Source organism: Photorhabdus noenieputensis, from assembly GCF_018448935.1.
Lineage (GTDB): Bacteria > Pseudomonadota > Gammaproteobacteria > Enterobacterales > Enterobacteriaceae > Photorhabdus > Photorhabdus noenieputensis.
Map to the genome: position 1 here is coordinate 1 of NZ_RCWC01000028.1, position 22,661 is coordinate 22,661.

The 22,661-nt window shown below is 43.9% G+C and carries 21 protein-coding genes and 1 pseudogene; 7 read left to right on the forward strand and 15 right to left on the reverse strand.

Features of this window, described 5'->3' with window-relative positions; translation table 11 throughout:
- Positions 1-103: 103 nt before the first annotated feature.
- The 6 genes from EAE91_RS16755 to EAE91_RS16780 all read right to left on the reverse strand — a co-directional run bounded on the left by EAE91_RS16755 (position 104) and on the right by EAE91_RS16780 (position 6,257).
- Entirely contained in the window at positions 104-442 is a 339-nt protein-coding gene (locus EAE91_RS16755) for a hypothetical protein (protein ID WP_244868890.1), read from the reverse strand.
- Between the two features lie 966 nt (positions 443-1,408).
- The gene (gene livF, locus EAE91_RS16760; RefSeq protein WP_214089484.1) at positions 1,409-2,110 is read right to left on the reverse strand and encodes a high-affinity branched-chain amino acid ABC transporter ATP-binding protein LivF; all 702 of its coding nucleotides are present in this window, start codon (positions 2,108-2,110) and stop codon (positions 1,409-1,411) included.
- Between the two features lie 2 nt (positions 2,111-2,112).
- Positions 2,113-2,886, reverse strand: a complete 774-nt coding sequence (gene livG / locus EAE91_RS16765) for a high-affinity branched-chain amino acid ABC transporter ATP-binding protein LivG (protein WP_214089485.1) — start codon at positions 2,884-2,886, stop codon at positions 2,113-2,115.
- Positions 2,883-4,160: a high-affinity branched-chain amino acid ABC transporter permease LivM gene (locus tag EAE91_RS16770; protein ID WP_214089486.1), complete on the reverse strand. Its 1,278-nt coding sequence runs from the start codon at positions 4,158-4,160 to the stop codon at positions 2,883-2,885. Before EAE91_RS16770 ends, livG begins: the two co-directional genes overlap by 4 nt.
- The gene (livH, locus tag EAE91_RS16775; protein WP_214089487.1) at positions 4,157-5,083 is read right to left on the reverse strand and encodes a high-affinity branched-chain amino acid ABC transporter permease LivH; all 927 of its coding nucleotides are present in this window, start codon (positions 5,081-5,083) and stop codon (positions 4,157-4,159) included. Before livH ends, EAE91_RS16770 begins: the two co-directional genes overlap by 4 nt.
- 61 nt (positions 5,084-5,144) lie before the next feature.
- Entirely contained in the window at positions 5,145-6,257 is a 1,113-nt protein-coding gene (locus tag EAE91_RS16780; RefSeq protein ID WP_214089488.1) for a branched-chain amino acid ABC transporter substrate-binding protein, read from the reverse strand.
- Positions 6,258-6,646: 389 nt separating this feature from the next.
- Here EAE91_RS16780 and panM point away from each other — a divergent pair, with 389 nt between their 5' ends.
- The gene (gene panM, locus EAE91_RS16785; RefSeq protein WP_214089489.1) at positions 6,647-7,045 is read left to right on the forward strand and encodes an aspartate 1-decarboxylase autocleavage activator PanM; all 399 of its coding nucleotides are present in this window, start codon (positions 6,647-6,649) and stop codon (positions 7,043-7,045) included.
- Here the strand turns inward: panM and EAE91_RS16790 are convergent.
- From EAE91_RS16790 to EAE91_RS16815, 6 genes and pseudogenes are all read right to left on the reverse strand, one after another.
- On the reverse strand, positions 7,033-8,172 hold the full coding sequence (locus EAE91_RS16790) for a glycerate kinase (protein WP_214089537.1): 1,140 nt from the start codon (positions 8,170-8,172) through the stop codon (positions 7,033-7,035). The two genes, panM and EAE91_RS16790, sit on opposite strands and share 13 nt — an antisense overlap.
- A gap of 101 nt (positions 8,173-8,273) precedes the next feature.
- Entirely contained in the window at positions 8,274-9,131 is an 858-nt protein-coding gene (gene rpoH, locus EAE91_RS16795; protein ID WP_214089490.1) for an RNA polymerase sigma factor RpoH, read from the reverse strand.
- A gap of 457 nt (positions 9,132-9,588) precedes the next feature.
- The gene (gene ftsX / locus EAE91_RS16800; RefSeq protein ID WP_214089491.1) at positions 9,589-10,563 is read right to left on the reverse strand and encodes a permease-like cell division protein FtsX; all 975 of its coding nucleotides are present in this window, start codon (positions 10,561-10,563) and stop codon (positions 9,589-9,591) included.
- A complete protein-coding gene (gene ftsE, locus EAE91_RS16805; RefSeq protein WP_036776029.1) occupies positions 10,556-11,221 on the reverse strand; it encodes a cell division ATP-binding protein FtsE in 666 nt (221 codons plus the stop codon). The genes ftsX and ftsE overlap by 8 nt, the downstream gene beginning before the upstream one ends.
- A gap of 6 nt (positions 11,222-11,227) precedes the next feature.
- Positions 11,228-12,664 carry a signal recognition particle-docking protein FtsY gene (gene ftsY, locus EAE91_RS16810; RefSeq protein ID WP_214089492.1) on the reverse strand — a complete coding sequence of 479 codons (1,437 nt, stop codon included), beginning with the start codon at positions 12,662-12,664 and terminating at the stop codon, positions 11,228-11,230.
- 164 nt (positions 12,665-12,828) lie between these two features.
- A pseudogene (locus tag EAE91_RS16815) lies at positions 12,829-13,996 on the reverse strand (RNA-guided endonuclease InsQ/TnpB family protein).
- A gap of 58 nt (positions 13,997-14,054) precedes the next feature.
- Between EAE91_RS16815 and tnpA the strand changes: the two are divergent.
- The 5 genes from tnpA (at position 14,055) to EAE91_RS16840 (ending at position 18,901) form a co-directional block, all read left to right on the forward strand.
- Positions 14,055-14,459, forward strand: a complete 405-nt coding sequence (tnpA, locus tag EAE91_RS16820) for an IS200/IS605 family transposase (protein ID WP_214053325.1) — start codon at positions 14,055-14,057, stop codon at positions 14,457-14,459.
- Positions 14,460-14,581: 122 nt separating this feature from the next.
- Positions 14,582-15,166, forward strand: a complete 585-nt coding sequence (gene rsmD, locus EAE91_RS16825; protein ID WP_214089493.1) for a 16S rRNA (guanine(966)-N(2))-methyltransferase — start codon at positions 14,582-14,584, stop codon at positions 15,164-15,166.
- Between the two features lie 23 nt (positions 15,167-15,189).
- The gene (locus tag EAE91_RS16830; protein WP_036776032.1) at positions 15,190-15,471 is read left to right on the forward strand and encodes a DUF1145 family protein; all 282 of its coding nucleotides are present in this window, start codon (positions 15,190-15,192) and stop codon (positions 15,469-15,471) included.
- A 265-nt stretch (positions 15,472-15,736) separates the two neighbouring features.
- The gene (locus tag EAE91_RS16835) at positions 15,737-16,363 is read left to right on the forward strand and encodes a lysoplasmalogenase (protein WP_214089494.1); all 627 of its coding nucleotides are present in this window, start codon (positions 15,737-15,739) and stop codon (positions 16,361-16,363) included.
- Between the two features lie 258 nt (positions 16,364-16,621).
- Positions 16,622-18,901 carry a zinc/cadmium/mercury/lead-transporting ATPase gene (locus EAE91_RS16840; protein ID WP_214089495.1) on the forward strand — a complete coding sequence of 760 codons (2,280 nt, stop codon included), beginning with the start codon at positions 16,622-16,624 and terminating at the stop codon, positions 18,899-18,901.
- A 146-nt stretch (positions 18,902-19,047) separates the two neighbouring features.
- Here EAE91_RS16840 and tusA read toward each other — a convergent pair whose 3' ends face one another.
- Complete coding sequence (tusA, locus tag EAE91_RS16845; protein WP_214089496.1) at positions 19,048-19,302, reverse strand: sulfurtransferase TusA; 255 nt, start codon at positions 19,300-19,302, stop codon at positions 19,048-19,050.
- Positions 19,303-19,489: 187 nt separating this feature from the next.
- On the opposite strand from tusA, the gene EAE91_RS16850 reads away from it, so the two are divergent.
- A complete protein-coding gene (locus tag EAE91_RS16850) occupies positions 19,490-20,164 on the forward strand; it encodes a 7-cyano-7-deazaguanine/7-aminomethyl-7-deazaguanine transporter (protein WP_214089497.1) in 675 nt (224 codons plus the stop codon).
- An 84-nt stretch (positions 20,165-20,248) separates the two neighbouring features.
- Here the strand turns inward: EAE91_RS16850 and fucR are convergent, their stop codons facing one another.
- Positions 20,249-20,950 carry an L-fucose operon activator gene (gene fucR / locus EAE91_RS16855; protein WP_214089498.1) on the reverse strand — a complete coding sequence of 234 codons (702 nt, stop codon included), beginning with the start codon at positions 20,948-20,950 and terminating at the stop codon, positions 20,249-20,251.
- Positions 20,951-21,164: 214 nt separating this feature from the next.
- A complete protein-coding gene (gene fucK, locus EAE91_RS16860; protein ID WP_214089499.1) occupies positions 21,165-22,610 on the reverse strand; it encodes an L-fuculokinase in 1,446 nt (481 codons plus the stop codon).
- Positions 22,611-22,661: the final 51 nt, after the last annotated feature.

A 22,661-nucleotide genomic window follows, 5' to 3' on the forward strand; every position in this document is an offset into this window, starting at 1 on the left:
AAACGAGTCAATTAAGCATTAAAGCGAAGCGTAGACGAATATGGATGAAAACCCAATTTTTGGAGCGAGTATTACAGGCGGGTTTTGCTAATGTGAGTGATATTTAATCATTCATGCGGTTGCCCTGGTTTAACACCTTCTCTTCTCCTAATCCTACATCTATAGAACCAGACTCAAACCATTCAGAGGTAAAACTATGAGACCAGTAAAATTTAGCCGTGATACTATTTGATAGCCCGGTATTTACAACTCTCAGAGATCTTCTGGATTCTGGAATTATTGGTGTATCTATTCTAAATACTTCCACACTAGCATGAGGTGATATAGTCACATCACTCAAAGGACCAACTGCATTTAAGTCTTTATGTACTGGAACAGGGGAATTAGAATAAAACTCTGCCTTCTGCTCATCTGAATCAACAACAATGGTTATTCTAGACATATTTACTTTCCTCATTAAAGTTTAAATAAAACTCACTCAACTTACATATAAACATTTTCAAAACACAGTATTACCACTTAATTAAAGATGCTCTTTAATCATTATAGAACCACTATTACTTTTGAAATTTAATTCCCCAATGTATTACATGGACTTGACATACCACAACAACTCAAAAGAATATTAAGATATCCACATTATAAGTCAGTCATTAATGAGACATATCTAAAACAAGTCACAATAATACAAAACTATAGCAGATATATAGTTCATGTCAACGTTCTGCTTCAATGAAATTACTATTGTTTAAGAGTTTATGGAATTATATGACATATAAAAAATACATATAAAAAACATATATAAAAAATTTAAATAGAAATTATTGATATTACGTTATTAACCTGGATTTATAATATTAATATTGGTTACTCTAGCGCTATATAATTCTATTCTTTATTTTACAAATTTACCTTTATTCAGTGAACTATAATAATTCACCAAATTCACTCACAACGTTAAAATGACAATAAATAAAATAGTCTGTTATCCCAAGAATATATTTCTGTTATATCCGCATCAATAATATTTTCATTACTAATTGGTTATATCTTCTACAAGATAACCGATGAACATTCTTAAAAACATTCTCTTTCTAATGAAAGAAAATTAACTTAATAGCAAAATAATTTTAATTGTAGATTTTAGCTACTCAAATATGCTGAATATAATTAATTTACCTTTCATTACTCCATCAATAAACTATATCGCTTAGAATATGACGAAAAAACACAGAAAAAAATAAGGGCAGATTTCAAAACATTTGAAACCATACTCGTTGCCCCAACTCCAAATAATACAAACTTAAAACATTATTAATGGCATCCTCACCTTGGGAAAAACAACCTTCCCAGTACTACGAGGATAATCAACCATTAGAATTCCCTTTCTGTAAAAAAGAATATGTCTCTATCCTCCCAAATACGCATTTCTCACAGCTTCATTAACCAATAATGCAGATCCACTGTCTTCTAGTACGATCTGACCGTTTTCCAATACATATCCTCGGTCAGCCAACTTCAACGCCTGATTTGCATTCTGTTCAACCAAAAAGATTGTCATCCCCTCTTCCCTCAACTGCTGAATAGTATCGAAAATCTGAATGATCACTATCGGAGCCAGTCCCAATGAAGGCTCATCCAACAACAATAACTGTGGCTGACTCATTAAAGCGCGGCCAATTGCCAACATTTGCTGTTCACCACCGGACATCGTTCCAGCTCGCTGGTGACGCCTTTCCTGTAAACGCGGAAATAAATCATAAACCCGCTCAATGCGCTGCTGATATTGAGTCCTATCAGCAAAAAAGCCGCCCATTGCCAAGTTCTCTTCCACTGTCATACGAGCAAACACTCTGCGCCCTTCCGGAACAATCGCAATGTCCTCACGCATAATACGAGATGTTGGCCATTGGGTGATGTCCTTACCACAAAAAATAATCGAACCTTCGGTTGCTCTGGGTTCACTGCATAACGTACTGAGCAACGTTGTTTTTCCCGCGCCATTTGCACCAATCAGAGTGACGATTTCCCCCTGCTGAATATTCAGGCTGACCTGATGTAATACCTGAACTTCTCCGTAATGGGCAGATACCCGCTTAAATTCCAACATAATTAATACACCTCACCCAGATAGGCCCGGATAACATCCGGGTTGTTACGAATCTCTTCTGGCCTCCCTTGCGCTAAAGACATTCCCTGATTAACAACATAGATACGATCTGAAATTCCCATCACCAATTTCATATCATGCTCGATTAACAATACAGAAACTTGATGATATTCCCTCAGTTCAGCAATTAAAGTATTAAGCTCCTCTGTCTCTTTCGGATTCAACCCCGCAGCAGGTTCATCCAGCATCAAAATTTCCGGACGAGCTACCATACAACGAGCAATCTCCAAACGCCGTTGCTGACCATATGCCAGATTACCTGCCTGTCTGTTTGCCAGTGGTAATAAACCAATCCGTTCTAACCAAGTTATGGCCCAATCTACGGCCTTAGATTCTGCCCGGCGGAATGCCGGCGTTTTAAAAAGACCGGCAAAAAGGCCCCTTTTCAAATGTTGATGCTGCGCCACTAATAGATTCTCAATCACGGTCATTTCCCGGAACAATCGCACATGCTGGAATGTTCTGATAACGCCCATACGAGCAATAGCCTGCCCAGATAACCCTTCCAGATGTTTTTCCCGCAACTTTATGGTACCGCTAGTTGGACAGTAAAATCCGGTCAGACAATTAAAGATCGTGGTTTTCCCCGCACCATTAGGGCCAATAAGAGAAACAATTTCACCCTGATTTAGCCTCAGAGCGACATTGTTAACCGCCAGCAAACCACCGAAGCGCATGGTCAGATCGGAAACTTGCAATAATGGTGTCGCACTCATGCTTGCTTTCCTTCCTGTACCTGTCGTTCCAATTTAACATGACGGCGTTTTGTCGGTAGCAACCCTTGCGGACGCCAAATCATCATCAATACCATCATTGCCCCTAGCAGCAACATACTGTAGGCATTCAGATCACGCATCATCTCACGGGAAACCACCAGCAAAACGGCCGCTAGAATCACCGCAGTCTGTGAACCCATCCCTCCGAGTACCACAATCGCCAGCACAAAAGCAGATTCAGCAAAAGTGAAGGATTCTGGGCTAATAAAACCCTGCCGGGCAGCAAATAAAGTACCGGCAAAACCGGCAAATGCAGCACTGATAGTAAACGCAGCCAGTTTAATTCGGGTTGGACTTAAACCAAGAGATCGACAAGCAATCTCATCTTCACGCAGCGCTTCCCATGCACGGCCTAATGGCATACGCAGTAGTCGATTAATAATAAATACCGTCAGTATTACCAACAGTAACACCACCAGATAGAGGAAGATGACCCGATCGCTGGGATCGTATTTCAAACCAAAGAAGTTGTGGAAAGTATCCCAACCTCCCTCTTTCACACTGCGGTTAAATTCTAGCCCGAAGAAAGTCGGTTTTGGGATCTGGCTGATACCATTCGGACCGCCGGTTATTTCAGTATTATTCAACAGTAGAATGCGAACAATTTCACCAAAACCAAGCGTAACAATTGCCAGATAGTCACCTCGCAATCGCAATACCGGAAAGCCCAACAATAACCCCGATAAAGCCGCCGTTAACCCCGCCAACGGCAAACTCTGCCAAAATCCTAATCCGTAATAGTGACTTAACAAAGCGTAGGTATAAGCACCAATAGCATAAAAACCGGCATATCCAAGTACCAGCAACCCCGACAAACCAACCACGACATTCAAACCCAACCCTAACATGACATAAATTAACGTCAGCGTAGCAATATCAACACTACCACGGGAGACAATAAACGGCCAGATAATTGCAGCAATAATGACCAATATTGCCAGTAACTTTTGTCCTTTGGCTGAACCATCGAAATCCGGCAACGACCAGCTTTTAATCGGTACTTTCTTCATTGTCTGCTGAACAACCGGACGCAATAGCTGGAACAGAAAAACAACCGCACAGCCAATACCAATCCATAGCCATCGCACTTCATCGGCACGATGGACGACCAACTTCGTACCGTCCAGCGACAACTGCATCCCCATCATAAAGGCAGACAACACAAATAAAGCGACCGAGGCGATAATGGCATTCACCCAATTAGCATGTTTCATACCTTTTCTACCTCTGGACGGCCTAAAATTCCAGTCGGCATAAACAACAGCACAACAATGAGCAGAGCAAAAGAGACGGCATCTTTATATTCTGTGCTCAAATAAGCAGAAGTTAAGGCTTCTGAAATTCCCAAGATCAAACCACCAATCATCGCCCCCGGAATACTGCCAATTCCTCCCAATACTGCTGCGGTGAAAGCTTTCATTCCTGCCATAAAACCGATATATGGATTTATTACACTATAGAACTGGCCCAACAAAACACCGGCTATTGCGGCCATTACCGCACCGATAACAAAGGTTAAGGAAATCACTCGGTTAGTATTGATCCCCAACAAACTGGCCATTTTTAGATCTTCCGCACAAGCACGGCAGGCACGTCCCATACGGGAATAGCGAATGAATATTGTCAATATCAGCATAGCAAGAAATGTCACTATCCAGATAGTCAGTTGCATTGCGCTAAGACTGGCAGAAAATCCATCACTTTCACCTAATACCCACTGTCCGGTAATCAGGCTAGGCAGTGCCAGATCGCGAGAACTTTGTGACAGACTGACATAATTTTGTAAGAAAATAGACATCCCAATCGCTGAAATCAGAGCAATCAGGCGTTTGGAATGGCGAACTGGCCTGTAAGCTACTCGCTCAATACTCCAACCATAAGCAGCGGCAATGATAATTGATGTTAAAAAAGCAGCCGTAATCAGCAACCAACCCAAATCAATTCCCATCATGATCAGAGCCGCAATCACAATAAAGGAGACATAGCTACCAATCATGTAAACTTCACCATGAGCGAAGTTAATCATCCCGATAATGCCGTAAACCATCGTATAACCAATGGCAATCAATGCATAAGTACTACCCAGAGTCACTCCATTTAACATCTGTTGTAGAAAATAGAGAACTTGCTCTGACATACGTTGTACCTCTGGAATAGCAGCTCCTGACACACAGGAGCTGACGACCATTATGATGACTTTACTTCACAGCAGTAGAAGAACCATCAGCATGCCATTCAAAAATCCCGAATTCGAACCCTTTCAGATCGCCAACGGCATTCCAGCTCAATGTTCCCATTACGGTATCCACTGGATTCGTTTTCAGGTCTTTCACCAAATCAGTCGGTTCCATACTACCGGTACGGTTCATCGCCGCCGCCAGCGATTGCAGAGCAGCATAGGTGGTCCAGACGAACGGACCTGTTGGATCGCCTTTCTTACCTTTGATCGCCTCAACAATAGCTTTGTTCACCGGTACCTGATCGTAACGCTTAGGTAATGTGACTAACATGCCTTCAGAAGCGCCCCCGGCGATATTGGATAGCGAGGAGTTACCCACACCTTCCGGCCCCATAAAACCAATATTCAGGCCGGACTGCTTAGCCTGACGCAGAATTTGTCCCATTTCAGGGTAGTAGCCGCCAAAATAGACAAAATCCACATTCTCTTTTTTCAGGCGGGCAACCAGAGCCGAAAAATCTTTATCACCGGCAGTGACGCCTTCAAACAAGACAATATTGACTCCCGCTTTTTTCAATTTATCGAGAACAGATCGAGCCAACCCTTCACCGTATTGCTGTTTATCATGAACAATAGCTATACGCTGAGGTTTAATCTTTTCCGCAATATATTTCGCTGCCGTTGGTCCCTGATCAGAATCCAACCCGGTAGTACGCAGAATCATTTGGTAGCCACGAGTTGTCAGATCGGCATTGGTTGCCGCTGGTGTAATCATAATGACACCTTCATCTTCGTAGATGTCAGATGCCGGTTGAGTAGAGGAAGAGCATAAGTGGCCGATAACATAGCGAATATTATCATTAATCACTTTATTAGCGACGGCCACAGCCTGTTTCGGATCACAGGCATCATCATATTCAACGCCCACCAGCTTATTGCCATTGATACCACCGTTAGCATTGATATCGGCAATCGCCTGACGTGCACCAGTAAATTCCATATCACCATATTGCGCAACTGGACCAGACATTGCCCCCACAATCGCCACTTTGATCTCTTGTGCCCACAGCGAGTGACTCATTATCATGGCAATACAGCCGGCTAATAGGCTTTTACCTGTTATGATTTTCATTTTATTTATCCCCGTGTTGTGATTGGTCTAATTTATTGGTTTACCTTTTAGATCTCCGATTATCTAATGGGATAACCGTGATCTTTTGTGATCACTGATTAGATAAAGTAATTTTTATGAATAAGATTTTATTTTTCATGCTATTAAAATAGTATTTCATGCTTAAAATCAAATTAACAAGGTAGCTAAAAGCATTAATTACAGAATAAAATACCGCCAAAGTTGATTGGAATTTAGACAAAAAATAGTGTGATATTCTGGTTAAATACTAGTAAAGCAATCTTTAACTCGAAATATCGATCATGCTAAAAACATTTTTCCAGTAATGTATAAAAGCGGTTACGCGGCACTCTATCGATCTATTCAACTAAAATTGATATGGAAAAACCATGAAGCTAACTATTGAACAACTTACTGTTTTATCAACACAAGATATGATTGATCTGAAAAAAATCTGGCCTCAACAAACACCTGAGCAATGGCAAAGTTGGCTAAAAAATGAAAATAAACTGTTCGCTGCTCGTTTTAATGATAGATTACTGGCCGCAGTAAAAATGACTTTCAGTGATCAATCCGGCCTGCTTAAAGATTTGTGTGTCCGTGAAATAACACGCCGCCGGGGAGTGGGTTTATATTTAATAAATGAAATAAAAGCTCAGCATCCCACAGTTAATCAATGGAAGTTAAGCCTTGAAGGGTTCTCTGATGCTAACGAACCGGCATTAGAAGGTTTCATGAGCGCCTGTGGTTTTTACTACGATACCAAGTCAAATTGTTATTCTCGCTGACCCATTTTCCAGACCACAGCCACATTGCGGGCAGTCACCCTCAAATTCTCATGCCCGCAAGCAAGAGCGTCAGAAAGAGAACAGACGCCGGGTATAATTGAGAACACAGCATCCAATCCGTGCTTATGAACGATGCTATAGTCCTGACTTATACTGCCAACCAATGCAATGGTTGAAATAGCATACTTTTTGGCGATACGAGCAACACCAATCGGCGTTTTACCGTAAATAGTCTGACTGTCCATTCGGCCTTCACCAGTAATAACCAGATCAGCGCCTTGTACTACCTTTTCCAATTCCAGCATGGAGATAACAATATCAATTCCCGGTTGCAATTTAGCGCCCAACCAACCAAGCAGAGGAACGCCCATTCCCCCTGCGGCTCCCGCACCGGGTACGTCAATAACCTTAATGCCGGTCAGTAATTCAATTTTTTCACCATAATGGCACAGAGCCGCATCCAATTCTTTCACCATCTCTGATGTCGCCCCTTTCTGTGGCCCGAAAATAGCAGATGCGCCAAACTCACCACATAACGGGTTAGTTACATCACAGGCAACGATAATTTCAGTTCGATTCAAACGCGCGTCCAAACCAGAGAGATCAATTTTAGCAAGCCGACTGAGCGCAGCCCCACCAGCCGCCAACGCTTTTCCATCAGAATCAAGCAAACCGGCCCCCAACGCCTGCATCATACCGGCACCGCCATCATTAGTCGCGCTACCGCCAATACCTAAAATTATCTTTCTGACGCCTTGATCTAAAGCAGCCAACATCAGCTCGCCGGTACCATAAGTCGTGGTTATCAACGGATTACGCTTTTCTATCGGCACCAAATGTAAGCCAGAAGCCGCAGCCATTTCAATAACAGCGGTTTCTCCATCACCTAGCACGCCGAAAAAGCTATCCACCGGCTGATTTAACGGACTAGTGACCGACAGACGTACAATCTTTCCACCAGTAGCGGCCACCATTGATTCAACCGTACCTTCCCCTCCATCTGCCATCGGCAATTTAATGTATTCAGCTTGTGGATAGATTTCACGAAATCCTTGCTCTATCGCTTCAACAACCTCTAAGGCACTGAGGCTTTCTTTAAATGAATCAGGCGCAATGACAATTTTCATAGGATTAATTGGATGACAACTGTGAAAAACGAAACAAAAAAGGCGATAAACCATTATCGCCCTTTTAATGTATTAAATACGTTAACACAAAATCACTCTATTTATGCCTCAATTGCCACACGCAATTTTTTCATGGCATTTTTTTCAAGCTGACGTACACGCTCCGCAGAAACACCATATTTATCCGCCAACTCTTGCAGGGTAGATTTATTATCATCATCTAACCAGCGGCAACGGATAATATCCTGACTGCGCTCGTCTAAGCTTTCTATTGCTACCGATAATTTATCAGCCGCATGGTTTTCCCAATTGTCCTCTTCAATGCCGTCTGCAAAATCAGAAGCTTTATCTTGAAGATACAGCACTGGCGCAACCGGTTGACCTTCCTGACTATCATCATCGGCAGACATATCAAACGCCATATCCTGCGCTGACATACGAGATTCCATCTCACGCACATCTTTACTGGTCACGCCAAGCTCTTTGGCGACCATTTCTACTTCGTCCTGATTGAACCACCCTAAGCGCTGTTTAGCTTTACGCAGGTTAAAGAACAGCTTACGCTGTGCTTTAGTTGTTGCAACTTTAACAATACGCCAGTTACGCAGTACATATTCATGGATTTCAGCTTTAATCCAGTGAACGGCAAAAGAAACCAGACGCACCCCAACTTCTGGGTTAAAACGGCGTACTGCTTTCATCAGGCCAATATTCCCTTCCTGAATTAAATCCGCCTGAGGCAGCCCATAACCAGCATAGCTACGAGCGACATGAACAACGAAGCGCAGATGAGACAGAATCAGCTTCTTAGCTGCATCCAGATCTCCCTGGTAATGCAGCCTTTCAGCCAGTTCCTTCTCTTCCTCTGCTGTCAACATCGGATAGGCATTAGAGGCGCGGATATAGCCCTCTAGACTTCCTTGAGGAACTAACGCTAAGGTTTGCATTTCTTTGGCCATTCAAATCCTCTCAAATAAAGGCTCAAATCGTTAGTATGGATTAGATTACATCAGTGTATACCCGTTATCTTTCAAGCTGCCTCTTTGTTGGCTGCACTCGCTCACCCCGGTCACATAGTTTGCTATGCTCCCGGGGATTCACTCCCTTGCCATCGCGATGCAACTTGAAATCTATAAGGTATATATGAACGTATATGAACCAACGTTCAACATACAGCGGTACAGTCTATCACCAGAATGTGCATATTCAAGTTACAGATCCGTGGAAGAATAATAATTTCAGCACCGGCCATCCCGATAATGGGATCACAGAACAAAAAATAACAGATAGTTTTATACTTGTGCAACTAACTTTATTTATACTATCCCCGATAAGAAATTTTTATCTCAGGAAAAAAAGAGATGATTATTGCGTTGTCAGGCTGATCTCGCTCAGCCTGTTGAAAAGATTACCGTTTTATTCTGGCGTAAAATGGCGCAAATGCTGAGTTGTCGCCAACCAAGCAGCGACCCAACCAATCATCGCGGAAAGTAAAACTAACAGCAGGGACTCATCCCACGAAAGCCCATGTAAATTAAATGTCGTGCCAAACACGCTGGCAACCTGTGTGACAACATCAGAAAGTTTCCACACCAATAGCGCAGACAAAATTAACGATAAAATTGCCCCTAAAGCCCCTAACAAAGCACCACCATTAAGGAACGGGCGCAAAATAAAGCCATCCGTTGCACCAATAAGCTTCATCACGTTAATCGTATCACGATGACTGAAAATACTGAGACGCACACTATTACCGATGACCAAAAACAGCGCAACGATCATCAGAATACCGATTACTGTCGCAATCTGACCGATAAGACCAGTCAGCGCCGCCAGACGAGCAAACCAGCTATCATCCATCCGAACTTCTTCAATACCTTTAACCTGAGAAACTCTGTCACGCAGCGTGGTCAGCGTCTGTGAACTCTGAAAATCGATTTTCGGTGTGATAATAGCCACCGCGGGCAACGGATTCTCTTCCAACATATCCAGCGCGTTACCAAAACCAGACCAAGCGCGGAATTCTGTCATTGCTTCCTGACGTGAGAGATAGTTGACATTATCCACACCATCAAGCGCTTTCAGCTCACTTATTAATTTCTGAGCGCTGCTATCATCCAGTGATTTATCGAGATATACCGTCAGTTGAGGGGTGGGATACCATTTTTCCGCAGCATGGCTGACATTCTTCCACACAATGTAACAAACACTTGGTAATGTCAGGGAAATCGCAATCACCATTACGGTTAATAAAGTTGCCAACGGCTGACGTGACATATCTGTCAGCGTATTCATCCAAGCATAGCGCCACTGCTCACGCCATCCGCCTTGTAAAACTTTACTTTTCGATCTTGTTGCTTTCCCCGCTGCCTTACGCACATTTTTAACCATGATGCTCTCCCGCCATACGGCCTTGGCTCAGAGTCAAAATACGATATTTCCGTCTTTCAATCAGTGCCATGTCATGGGTCGCCATCAGCACTGTCACCCCTACCCGATTAAATTCTTCAAATAGTCGTAAAATACCCTCTGACAACTCACCATCCAAATTACCGGTAGGTTCGTCCGCCAACAAAACAGTCGGCTTATTCACAACGGCACGAGCAATGCCAACACGTTGTTGCTCTCCCCCTGAAAGCTGAATTGGGAAATTTTTCGCTTTGTCCAGCAGACCAACCTTATCCAGAGCCGCGGAAGTCCGACGACGGATATCTTCAGAACTGGCACCTGAAATAATCAACGGCATTGCCACATTATCGTATACCGTCCGATCCAGCAGCAGATGATGATCCTGGAAAATCATACCAATCTGACGACGAAGAAAAGGTACCTCACGGCTTTTTAACCGACTGATATCATGACCGGCAAACCAGATATGCCCTGCGCTAGGCCGCTCAATGCCACAGATGAGTTTCAGCAAGGTACTTTTACCTGCCCCTGAGTGACCGATTAGAAATGCCATTTCCGCAGGGCGCAAATGAAAATCCACCCCTTGCAGGGCTTGCCGTCCCCCCAGATAAGCTTTACTGACCTGTTCAAAGCGAATCATAGGTAATTAATCCTCTCGGGCAAAAAGTGCCTCTATAAAGTCGTCTGCCTTAAATGGCCGTAGATCTTCAATTCCTTCACCAACCCCAATATAACGAATAGGAATTTCAAACTGATCAGCAATGGCGAAAATTACCCCACCTTTGGCAGTACCATCCAATTTTGTCAATGAGATACCTGTCAATCCAACAGCTTCATGGAATAGTTTAGCCTGACTTATCGCATTCTGACCGGTACTGGCATCCAATGTCAGCATAATTTCATGTGGAGCATTTTCGTCCAGTTTTCTCATCACCCGGACAATCTTCTTCAATTCTTCCATCAGGTGAGATTTATTTTGCAAACGACCAGCGGTATCTGCAATCAGGACATCGACACCTTTAGCTTTAGCTGACTGAATCGCATCGAAAATCACGGAAGCAGGATCAGCGCCAGTATGCTGCGCAACCACTGGAATATGGTTACGTTCCCCCCACACTTGTAACTGTTCAACAGCGGCTGCACGGAAAGTATCTCCGGCTGCCAGCATGACAGATTTACCTTGTGCCTGGAATTGACGAGCCAATTTACCAATGGTCGTCGTTTTTCCCACACCATTAACACCAACCATCAGAATGACGTACGGTGTTTTTCCTTCAATGTCCAAGGGCTGGTTCACTTTAGTCAGAATACCAGACATCTCTTCTTTTAATTTGGCATACAACGCTTCTGCATCTTTCAGCTCTTTACGGCTGGCATGCTCTGTCAAACTGCTAATGATTTTACGGGTAGTATCGACACCAACATCAGCAATCAATAACTGTTCTTCCAATTCATCAAACAGATCATCATCAATCTTTTTACCACTGAATAGGCTGAGAAAACCTGATCCTAGATTCTGACGAGTTTTAACCAAACTGCGTTTCAAACGAGAGAAAAAGCCCTCTTTAGTCGGGCGCTCTTGCTCTTTTAATATAACTGGCTTCGGCTGTTCAGTTTGTACCTGCTCCGCCGCCAACCTTGCCGCTTCCTCTGCAACACGCTGCTGTTCTGCCTGTTCCGCCGCCAACCTTGCCGCTTCCTCGGCAACACGTTGTTGTTCTGCCTGCTCCGCCGCTAATCTTGCCACTTCCTCTGCAAGGCGTTGTTGTTCTGCCTGCTCCGCCGCCAACCTTGCCGCTTCCTCGGCAACACGTTGTTGCTCTGCCTGCTCCGCCGCTAATCTTGTAGCTTCCTCGGCAACACGCTGTTGTTCTGCCTGCTCCGCCGCCAACCTTGCCGCTTCCTCGGCAACACGTTGTTGCTCTGCCTGCTCCGCTGCTAATCTTGTAGCTTCCTCGGCAACACGTTGCTGTTCTGCCTGCTCCGCTTCCAATTGTTCTTTTTTTGGCTGTTCTTTTTGCTGTTCTTCCTGACGGCCACGCCCGAACCAGGAGAAAAAGCCTCTTTTTTTCTCTTTTGCCATTAGCCACTGCACTCCTCAAGGTTAAATCATGGCGTTACAACAAGGAATAATAACGAAATTAGAATCAGTCTAACATTTTCGTAATAACGCAACACATATCAATCACGAATTTCTTGACATCCTCCCCCACCTTCGCACTTCCTGACTCAGAAGGGGGATTCCCGTTAGTGGGTGACTGCTGATTGCTCAGTGTCCGGTTCCTGCTTCAACGGGCGGCCTGACCGCACCCTCCCTCCACAGGCAAGCACGGCATGCCCTGCCGCTAAAATATTACGGGCGCCGTTGACATCGGCGTTCGCGGTATATCCGCATACCTGACAGGCGAATTGGCTTTGTGACCGGCGGTTTTCTTTCGCTATATAACCACAGCAGGAGCACCGCTGGCTGGTATAGGCCGGCGGGACGGCTAACACCCGACCGCCGCGCCAGCGTTGCTTGTACTCAAGCTGACGGCGCATTTCGTACCAGCCCTGCGCCAATATCGAACGGTTTAAGCCCGACTTCGCACGAACATGACGCCCGGGCTGTTCGGCGGTGCCTTTTGCTGATTTTCGTTGTGGTTTTATGAAGGTAGTCGCGGCGAATATTACCGATATGCGCGTGCAGACGCTGAATTTTTCGTTTCTGCTTCTGCCAGTTGGCGCTGAATTTTATTTTCCGGCTTAACTGGCGCTGGAGCCTCGCCAGTTTGCGCTGACGGGTTTTAAAACTGTTCACCGGCTCGAAAATGGTTCCGTCTGAGAGGGTGGCCAGTTTTGCCACGCCTACATCCAGCCCCACGATTGAGGTGGATGGATGCTGCGGCTCCGGGACGTCAATTTCCACCTGAAATGAGATGTACCAGTGACCTGCCTGCTGGCTAATTGTCGCATTTTTGATTTTCCCGCTGATATCCCGTGACGGCCTGAACTTCATCCAGCCGAGACCCGCCGGGAGCTTGACGCGTCGGCTCTCAAGCCGACAATATTTTTCAAAGTTAACAAAACGGACCGAATCACGACCGTCATTTTTCCTTTTAAATACCGGGGCTTTTGCCGTCAGTTTTTTATCAAAACAGCGCTGCCATGCGCCGTGTAAGTCTTTAAGCTTCTGCTGAAGATTATCGGTGTAGGCTGCCTGTAAGAAGGTATGCTCCGGCATGCCTTTCCAGACGGTGAGCATCCGGTTCAACTCAAAGGAGGAAGGCAACTTGCCACCCGATGCCAGAATGCGTTGCGTCTCGGCAAGCCCGTAATTCCAGACAAAACGGGCACAACCGCACAACTGCCGCAGACGCTGCGACTGTGCTACTGTGGGTCTGAGTCTGAATTTGTAGGCTTTCAGGATGAGCATGGGCATTCAGTATGTTGTAATTTTCCACATTATCTTACTGCCTATCTAGTTAATTTCAATGCAAAAATACCAAATCAATCGTTCCAGGCACGCGGCCTTTCTTCTGCCTGTGCATCTTGTCTTTGTCACCAGATACAGGAAGAAAATACTCAGCGAACGCCATTCGCCGCCTTTAATCAGTATGCAGGTTGAAGTCTGCCATGATTTTGGCGCTTCGCTAAAAGAAAGCCACGGCGAATCTGATCACGTCTACATGCTGATCGAGTCCCCGCCGACAGTTCAGCTTTCCGTGCGGGTCAACTCACTAAAGGTAGTAACGTCCCGGCGTCTGCGTCATAAATTTTTGGACTGGCATGGTGCATACGGAAAAGCCGTGCTTTGGTCTCGTGCCTATTTTGCCGGTTCGTGCGGTGGCGCGCCGTTGGCAGGGGTTAAACAATATATTCAGCATCAGAGTGGCTGATGATTCTTCGGGCTTTTCAAGCCCGTCCCAATTCCCCTCCCGCCTTATGCCGGCAAGAGTACCCTTTGGAGGAAAAGATGGTAAATTAATGTCTGTAAGTCTTAATAACTGTTACGCAAATTATGGCAAAGAAATCACAACGGCAATCGATGGGACAAATCCGCATTATTGGCGGAAAATGGCGAGGCCGAAAATTACCGGTACCGGATAGTCCCGGATTACGTCCAACGACAGATCGCGTCAGAGAGACGCTATTTAACTGGCTAGCCCCAGTTATTCAGGAAGCACACTGCCTAGATTGTTATGCAGGGAGCGGAGCGCTTGGATTAGAGGCGCTTTCTCGTTATGCAGCACAAGTTACCCTGATTGAATATGAACGTAATATAGCCAAGCAGCTTTCCGCTAATTTGGATTTGCTCAGTGCCCAAAATGCCAAGGTCATTAACGACAGTGCATTAACCTATCTATCTCAACCAGGAAAACCCTACGATGTCGTTTTCCTTGATCCTCCTTTTCGTAAAGGAATGCTTAGCGAAACCATAAAATTGTTGGAAGAACAAAATTGGCTGGCAGATGAAAGCTGGATTTATGTTGAAGCGGAATCTGAATCAACGGCGATTGATGTGCCTGTTAACTGGCGACTTCATCGTGAAAAAGTCGCCGGACAAGTTGCATACCGGCTCTATATCCGTTACTTACCTGCATAACGATTACTTTGGAGTACACACTGATGTTTATTCAATTGGGCAAACTGTTAATGATTTGCGTTTGGGGATTTCTGATCTTTAACCTGATTCATCCATTTCCAAAACCATTGAAATATTTTATGGATGTCGCCATGATTTTCATGGTGGTCATGCATGCATTTCAAATGCTGCTTCTGAAAGCTAGTCAGCCCAAAGACCAAAAACTCTCTAGCCTGATGCAAACCAAGATCTTCTTTTTTGGTGTCTTTGAGCTACTGTCAATGCAGAAAAAACAACGAAAAGAGAAAAGCCATCACCTCAAATAGTGGACGCGCTCCTTAATACCCGGAAAGTATATACAATTAGATGAGGAATGATTCATTTCATTCCCCTTTCCGGTTATGAGTCCAAACACTGTCACTATCTGTCTCAACACGACTTATCGCCTGCTTTCTTTGCTGAACAGATAAATCATGTATTAATTTACTGCCTATTTCCGCACAGATACTTAAACCAATCACCATTATTTCAGTATATATTTTGACAGTAAGAGAGCAGACCCCTTATCCATCACTTATTTAAGGAACGAAGATGAGCTGGCCATTTATCGCAGTATTTTTTTCTGGTTGGTTGTATGTTGACGCCGCTTACCGTGGACCAAACTGGCAAAGATGGCTATTCAGGCCAGTCACTCTGCTATTGTTATTATTGTGGGCTTGGCAAGCGCCTGAGCTGCATATTTCAGGTTATTTAATCTGTCTTGGGTTATTGACTGCTTTAATATCAGATGCCCTGCGCATGCTCCCCAGTAAGTATTCACTATTCTCTTTAAGCACATTACTCGTCTGTTATCTGCTCTACACGATAAGCTTTGTATTACAGATGAATTTCAGTTTTTTCTTCCCATTGCCATTCATTTTACTGGTTCTGGGAGCTATTATTCTGCTGGTTATTTGGAATAAACTGGAGGAAATGCGCTGGCTGGTTGTTGCCTCAGTCGTTATGCTCCTGATAATGGTGTGGATGGCCGGTGAGCAATACTTTTCCCTTAATACAGAGTATGGTTTTTCCCTATTGGCAGGCAGTATCTTGTTGTTACTGTCACATAGTTTCTGGTTGATTAACCATTACCGGTTCCAATTCAAATCTTCCAAAGCGATTGTGGCAACCTGTTATTTTATCGGCCATTTTTTGATTATTCGCTCTATTTATCTTTAACAACCTATCCCAATAGGCGTAATTGTTGCAGGTCGTTCTGGTGAATGAACAGTGCGGAGCATTGCTTAGGTTTCGCACTTCACCACACAGAACAGCAAAAATAGCCCTATTGAGATAAGCAATAAATTGAAAATAAATATCAGTATCCCATCACACAATTTACCAACTTATTTTTTCTTTTTTATTTGACTCTGGAGTAGGCTCCAAAGTGTAGAGTTTAACCATTATCTTTGAGTTAACTCTGTTCAGGGGGAGTCCATGTACTCAAATGCAAACAAAAATAGTGCTCATCAACATAACCACCAGCATGGAAACTGCTGCACGACTACCACTTGCTCAGATCAGGCTAAACAAGTTAGTGAGCATTTACATAATCATGAACATGGTAAGGCTTGCTCACATAAGCATCACCATTCCCATGATACACAAGAGACACAAGCACCTGAGCTTTTGGCAAGCCAGCGTTTCAGTTGGGTGGTTAATGGTATGGATTGTCCTAGCTGTGCCCGCAAAATTGAAACCGCAGTCAGCAAAATTCCAGAAGTGAAACAAGCCAAGGTTCTATTTGCAACAGAAAAACTGGTTGTGGATGCGGATACAGATATACGTTCAGCGGTTATTCAAGCCGTTAATCAGGCTGGATTTGCCCTACGCAATTCCGATTCAAATCAGAAAGCAGCAAAAAGTAGCCGCTGGAAAGAATTTGCCCCGATCATCACTCTTTCATTGATGATGTTGATAAGTTGGGGAATCTCTCACATCAATCCCTCATTTGGCCGTATTGCCTTTATTATCACCACCGTGATTGGATTGGTGCCTATTGTCACCAAGGCTTGGCAACTCATACGATCAGGTACGCCATTCGCCATTGAAACACTGATGAGTGTTGCCGCCATCGGCGCACTGTTTATTGATGCCACCGCTGAAGCGGCAATGGTGCTACTGTTGTTTATGCTTGGTGAAATGCTGGAAGCTTATGCTGCCGGTCGTGCTCGTCGAGGGGTTAGCTCATTGATGGCATTGGTGCCGGAAGAGGCTTTGCTGGTAAAAAATGGTGAGAAAAGAACTGTCCCAGTTTCAGACCTTCGCCCTGGCGATATCATCGAGATTGCTCCTGGCGGACGTTTGCCCACTGACGCCGAATTACTCAATTCATTCGCTAGCTTTGATGAAAGTGCTCTGACAGGCGAATCTATTCCGGTGGAACGAATGCAGGGAGAAAAAGTTCCGGCCGGTTGTTTGTCCGTGGATCGTGCAGTCCAAATGAAAGTGCTGTCCGAACAGGGCAACAACGCCATTGACCGTATTCTGCAACTGATTGAAGAAGCCGAAGAACGCCGCGCACCGATTGAGCGTTTCATTGACCGCTTTAGCCGGATTTACACTCCGCTGATTATGCTGTTCTCTACGTTGGTTATCATCATTCCACCGACTGTATTCAGCCAACCTTGGGAAACATGGATCTACCGTGGTCTTACTTTACTACTGATCGGTTGCCCTTGTGCTTTGGTGATTTCCACACCCGCCGCAATTACCTCTGCCCTTGCCGCAGCAACCCGCCGAGGTGCCTTGATTAAAGGTGGGGCGGCGCTGGAGCAACTGGGACTCATCACCACAATCGCTTTTGATAAAACTGGTACGCTGACCGCCGGTAAACCACAAGTCACAGATATACAACCAACAGAAAATATCAGCGAATCTCAGCTACTAACTTTAGCTTCCGCAGTAGAAAGCGGCTCCCACCACCCACTGGCTAAAGCCATTTTGCAATATGCAGAAAGTAAAAACGTTAATATTACCGAAGCTGAACAGCGTAAAGCGCTGGCGGGGGTTGGTGTTGAAGGTCAGTTAGACGGTAAGCGTATTCTCGTCAGTGCACCCGGAAAACTGCCTGCAAACACGTTATCCGAGCATTGGAAACACAAAATTGTTCAGTTAGAAGATGGCGGTAAAACCGTTGTTGCCGTGATGCATGATGAACAATTTACTGGCCTTATCGCGATGCAAGATACGTTACGTCAAGATGCAATTGATGCTATCCGTTTACTGAAAGATCAAGGTATTAAATCAGTGATGTTGACGGGAGATAACCCACGTGCAGCAACGGCAATTGCGGGTCGGTTAGGAATAGATTTCCGTGCCGGGTTAATGCCGGAAGATAAAGTCAAAGCGGTCATTGCATTGAATAAAGATCACAGCACCATGATGGTCGGTGACGGCATCAATGACGCCCCCGCAATGAAAGCTTCCAGTATCGGTGTAGCGATGGGAAGTGGTACCGATGTCGCTCTGGAAACCGCAGATGCAGCATTGACTCACAACCGTCTGACTGGTTTGTCAGAAATCATCACCCTGTCTCGCGCAACGCACAATAACATCCGCCAAAACATTGCTATTGCCTTGGGGCTAAAAGGGATCTTCCTTATCACTAGCCTATTGGGTATTACAGGCTTGTGGATGGCAGTACTGGCGGATTCTGGCGCAACCGCTCTGGTGACGGCAAACGCGGTAAGGTTATTGAGGATTAAGCTGAAATAACGAAAATTGCCTAGCTAATTAAAGGATATGAGTCTTATTTCCGGCTCATATCCTATGCTATAGATGCATTCAGTGGTGAAAACCCATCGACGTTCGAAGGCATGGTAAAAAGCACAACCGTTCATTTCTCAACTTAGTTGTTATATTCAGAGTTGACTCTCTTTTTTCCGAACCAGATAGCGATAAGGCATTTGTTCCGTTTCTTGCGCAATCAGTTGATGCTCCATAAAACGGCAGAAGCTGGGAATATCACGCGTAGTTGCCGGATCATCAGCAAGAATTAATAACATCTGTCCTGCTTCCATATGACGCACAGTTTTCCGCACCATCATGACCGGTTCAGGACAGCGCAGCCCCTGTGTATCAAGGGTCTGGTCTGGATGAGTAAACACATCGGGCATAACTTATCTCTACAATTTCAGTCAGTCTATTAGACCGAATTATATTATAAAAAAAGCCAGCAAAAATTAATTTTACATACAAGCATTTTGAATTCGTGCACAACCGACGTATCATGTGAGGCACCGTCAGTTAAAACGGCAGAGCTTTCATTGGGTTCCCTCACCCCATTTTCCAAAAAGGTACAATATGTTTTTATCAAATACGATTACCCAACAGCGTGCTACCGCTTTAATTTGGCTTTCGCTATTTCACATTCTGATTATTATTTCCAGTAATTATCTGGTGCAACTACCCGTCTCTATTTTCGGTTTTCATACCACCTGGGGAGCCTTTACTTTTCCATTTATTTTTCTTGCAACAGATTTGACGGTTCGTATCTACGGCGCACCACTGGCAAGGCGAATCATTACCACCGTTATGCTCCCCGCATTGCTGATCTCTTATATGATTTCTGCCCTATTTTTCCAAGGAGAGTGGCAAGAGTTTACCGCGCTGCTTGAATTCAACCTCTTTGTTGCCCGCATTGCCTGCGCCAGCTTTATGGCTTACTTCCTCGGGCAGATACTGGATGTATATGTCTTCAATCGTCTGCGTCAGAAACGTAATTGGTGGGTAGCTCCCGCAGCGGCGATGTTCTTCGGCAACTTACTTGATACCCTTGCTTTTTTCTCTATCGCTTTCTATCGCAGTACCGATGCTTTCATGGCCGCTAACTGGATCGAGATTGGGCTAGTCGATTACTGCTTTAAATTATTAATCTGCTTACTCTTTTTCCTACCCGCTTACGGCATTTTGTTGAGCCTAATTCTCAAGTACTTCTTTAACTATCAAACCAGCAGTACCCATATCCAAGTTCGCTGATTTTTATACACCCAACCGATAACTGTCTCTTAATCAGATCGCCTGATTGAGAGATTGGCAAGGTAATTAGCCTTCCACCCGTCTCTAATCATTCGATATTACATCAGTGATATTACTGCAATTTTCTATTTTAATTTCGCTTTTTCGGTTAATTTTACTCTTATCAATTAGCAAAATTGATTGTAATGATCGTTTTATAAGAATTTCTTTAAATTGTGCATTATCAACATTCGAATCCCATAAATCGCCATTTGCATCAATGCCGTCACAGGAAAAAATAAATAGATCAATCTCTAAATTTTTTAATTGTGCAATAAGTGATGAATTAATATAACAAGCATACTTACGATGTAAAACTCCCCCTGAACTGATTAATTGAATATTTTTTTTCTTTGATAATTGATGACAAATACGAATGCTATTGGTAAAAATAGTAATATTAATATCAGGAAGTTGCTTTGCCAGATACCAACATGTTGAACTTGCATCAAGTGCGATTATCATTCCTTCGCTTATCCAAGTTACAGCTCGTTGAGCAATAAGCGATTTACTCGAAAAATGGCTCTTAACCCGCATGTTAAAAGAATCACCATTATCCTGTGTTTCCCTGTTTAAACTTTTCGCTCTTCCATGCAAACGAAGAAGACAACCATGCTGTTGAAGAAATCGCAGATCTCGGCGTATTGTTTCTTTACTCACGTGTAAAACGACGGAAAGCTCAGTGGTTGTTAATGATTCATGGTGATGAAGAAGATCCATGATTTTTTGATGACGTTCATTTCTCATAAAGGAATCCCTTTTATACTGGGGCAAAATAGGATTTTTCAGCCCAATATCAGCATTAAAAAATCACGCCATCTTTAGCAATATATTTTCATATTTAGTCGTTTTCTCTGTGACGATGATAGCAAAAGCGTTACTATTTCCTACCTTAGCCAGCATGTTAAAAGGAAACGGTGAGAAGAAATAGATAGGAAAATCGTCTTTAACAGAAGATTATCTATTCTTGTATAAAACTTTTAGCTAATGAATGATAAGCTTCTTGATGCTCGCCAGGTGTATAAAGTTCATAGCGATAGGAAAATTGTTCACGCGCTTTTTCAGACGATTCATAGCAACCGACACCAAACCAGGCAAAGAAAGAAGCGCCTAATACCGTCGTCTCCGCTTCATTAAGTACTTTTATGGGCAGGTTTAAAATATCTGCTTTTATTTGATTCCAAAGATAATTTCGGCTACCACCTCCCACTAATATCAACTCTTTAGCATGAAATCCGCTTATTTTTTCTAACAGAGATAAGTTTTGTTTTAATTGATATCCCAACGTTTCTAATGCAGAACGATAAAAATGACGTCGTTCAGTATTCAACGTTATTCCACACCATCCTGCCCCGGAAGTTAACAAACGACAATTCATCCTTAAGTTATTAGCGCCGGGAGGAACAGATAAAGCTTCATGGATCATTTGCAGATAAGCCTCCGAAGGGGGAATACCTTGCCAGAAAAGCTGTCTGATCCACTCAAGTACTCCAGAAGCCAGCCATTGCAATCCTGGATTAAAGATCCCTGTTCTTGCGTCCAATTCACATGTAGAGCCAACATAATGAGGTAAAATATGGGTATTCACATGAGGAGTACGTACCATCAGAATTTCCCAAGTACCGGAAGATAAGACGGGTTGATTCAAACCCGCGCCTGAACCAAATAAGGCAAATTGCGTATCATGTCCAGAGGAAATAACCGGAACTCCGGAAGGTAAGTTCAATTTTTTGGCTGCCTCCAGCGTTAAAGTGCCAATTGGTTCTCCGACAGAAACAAGTTCAGGAAATAAACTCTCTGAAAGAGAAATTGCCTCTAAAATTTCCCTACTAAACTGCTCATCATGAATATTTAGCAACTGACTGGTCCCGGCCATCGTTCTATCAGTTGACATCACGCCGGTTAATCGATAATTGATTAAAGAAGAGATAAATAGCCATGCATGGGCTTTATCGTAAAGATAAGGATGATTTTCCTTTAACCAGATTAATTTATAAAGCGTATTAAAATTAAATTGCCCGACACCGGATATCGTTTGTAATTTCTCAGCGGAGAAATAACGCTCAATATTCTCAACAATAGAGGTTGTTCGTGGACATTTCCAACTAATCATTGGATAAAGCAGCTCTCCTTTTGCATCGACCAGTGTTCCGTCAACACCAAAAGTCGTCACTGTTATTGCACATATCTTATAACTTGATAATTGGGGGATAACCATACGACAACAGCCTGCCAACCGTTCTAAAATGGCATCCAGTGACCATATGTGCCAGTGAGGATTGGCTTTATCAGGCTCACTAGTATTCGGTGTTGACTCCTTTGCAACCACATTCCCCTGAGAGTCAACCGCAATAGCACGCACATTCGTGGCCCCGCAATCCAAAACTAAAACGACATCTCGAATCATACGCTCTCCTGTTATGGAACAGAGGCGATACAATTCATATTGCACCGCCAG

Bases quoted from the DNA above. Each gene is read 5' to 3' on its own strand.
- EAE91_RS16755 (WP_244868890.1), bottom strand. From the start codon at position 442: ATGTCTAGAATAACCATTGTTGTTGATTCAGATGAGCAGAAGGCAGAG.
- livF (WP_214089484.1), bottom strand. From the start codon at position 2,110: ATGTTGGAATTTAAGCGGGTATCTGCCCATTACGGAGAAGTTCAGGTA.
- livG (WP_214089485.1), bottom strand. From the start codon at position 2,886: ATGAGTGCGACACCATTATTGCAAGTTTCCGATCTGACCATGCGCTTC.
- EAE91_RS16770 (WP_214089486.1), bottom strand. From the start codon at position 4,160: ATGAAACATGCTAATTGGGTGAATGCCATTATCGCCTCGGTCGCTTTA.
- livH (WP_214089487.1), bottom strand. From the start codon at position 5,083: ATGTCAGAGCAAGTTCTCTATTTTCTACAACAGATGTTAAATGGAGTG.
- EAE91_RS16780 (WP_214089488.1), bottom strand. From the start codon at position 6,257: ATGAAAATCATAACAGGTAAAAGCCTATTAGCCGGCTGTATTGCCATG.
- panM (WP_214089489.1), top strand. From the start codon at position 6,647: ATGAAGCTAACTATTGAACAACTTACTGTTTTATCAACACAAGATATG.
- EAE91_RS16790 (WP_214089537.1), bottom strand. From the start codon at position 8,172: ATGAAAATTGTCATTGCGCCTGATTCATTTAAAGAAAGCCTCAGTGCC.
- rpoH (WP_214089490.1), bottom strand. From the start codon at position 9,131: ATGGCCAAAGAAATGCAAACCTTAGCGTTAGTTCCTCAAGGAAGTCTA.
- ftsX (WP_214089491.1), bottom strand. From the start codon at position 10,563: ATGGTTAAAAATGTGCGTAAGGCAGCGGGGAAAGCAACAAGATCGAAA.
- ftsE (WP_036776029.1), bottom strand. From the start codon at position 11,221: ATGATTCGCTTTGAACAGGTCAGTAAAGCTTATCTGGGGGGACGGCAA.
- ftsY (WP_214089492.1), bottom strand. From the start codon at position 12,664: ATGGCAAAAGAGAAAAAAAGAGGCTTTTTCTCCTGGTTCGGGCGTGGC.
- tnpA (WP_214053325.1), top strand. From the start codon at position 14,055: ATGCAAAAATACCAAATCAATCGTTCCAGGCACGCGGCCTTTCTTCTG.
- rsmD (WP_214089493.1), top strand. From the start codon at position 14,582: ATGGCAAAGAAATCACAACGGCAATCGATGGGACAAATCCGCATTATT.
- EAE91_RS16830 (WP_036776032.1), top strand. From the start codon at position 15,190: ATGTTTATTCAATTGGGCAAACTGTTAATGATTTGCGTTTGGGGATTT.
- EAE91_RS16835 (WP_214089494.1), top strand. From the start codon at position 15,737: ATGAGCTGGCCATTTATCGCAGTATTTTTTTCTGGTTGGTTGTATGTT.
- EAE91_RS16840 (WP_214089495.1), top strand. From the start codon at position 16,622: ATGTACTCAAATGCAAACAAAAATAGTGCTCATCAACATAACCACCAG.
- tusA (WP_214089496.1), bottom strand. From the start codon at position 19,302: ATGCCCGATGTGTTTACTCATCCAGACCAGACCCTTGATACACAGGGG.
- EAE91_RS16850 (WP_214089497.1), top strand. From the start codon at position 19,490: ATGTTTTTATCAAATACGATTACCCAACAGCGTGCTACCGCTTTAATT.
- fucR (WP_214089498.1), bottom strand. From the start codon at position 20,950: ATGAGAAATGAACGTCATCAAAAAATCATGGATCTTCTTCATCACCAT.
- fucK (WP_214089499.1), bottom strand. From the start codon at position 22,610: ATGATTCGAGATGTCGTTTTAGTTTTGGATTGCGGGGCCACGAATGTG.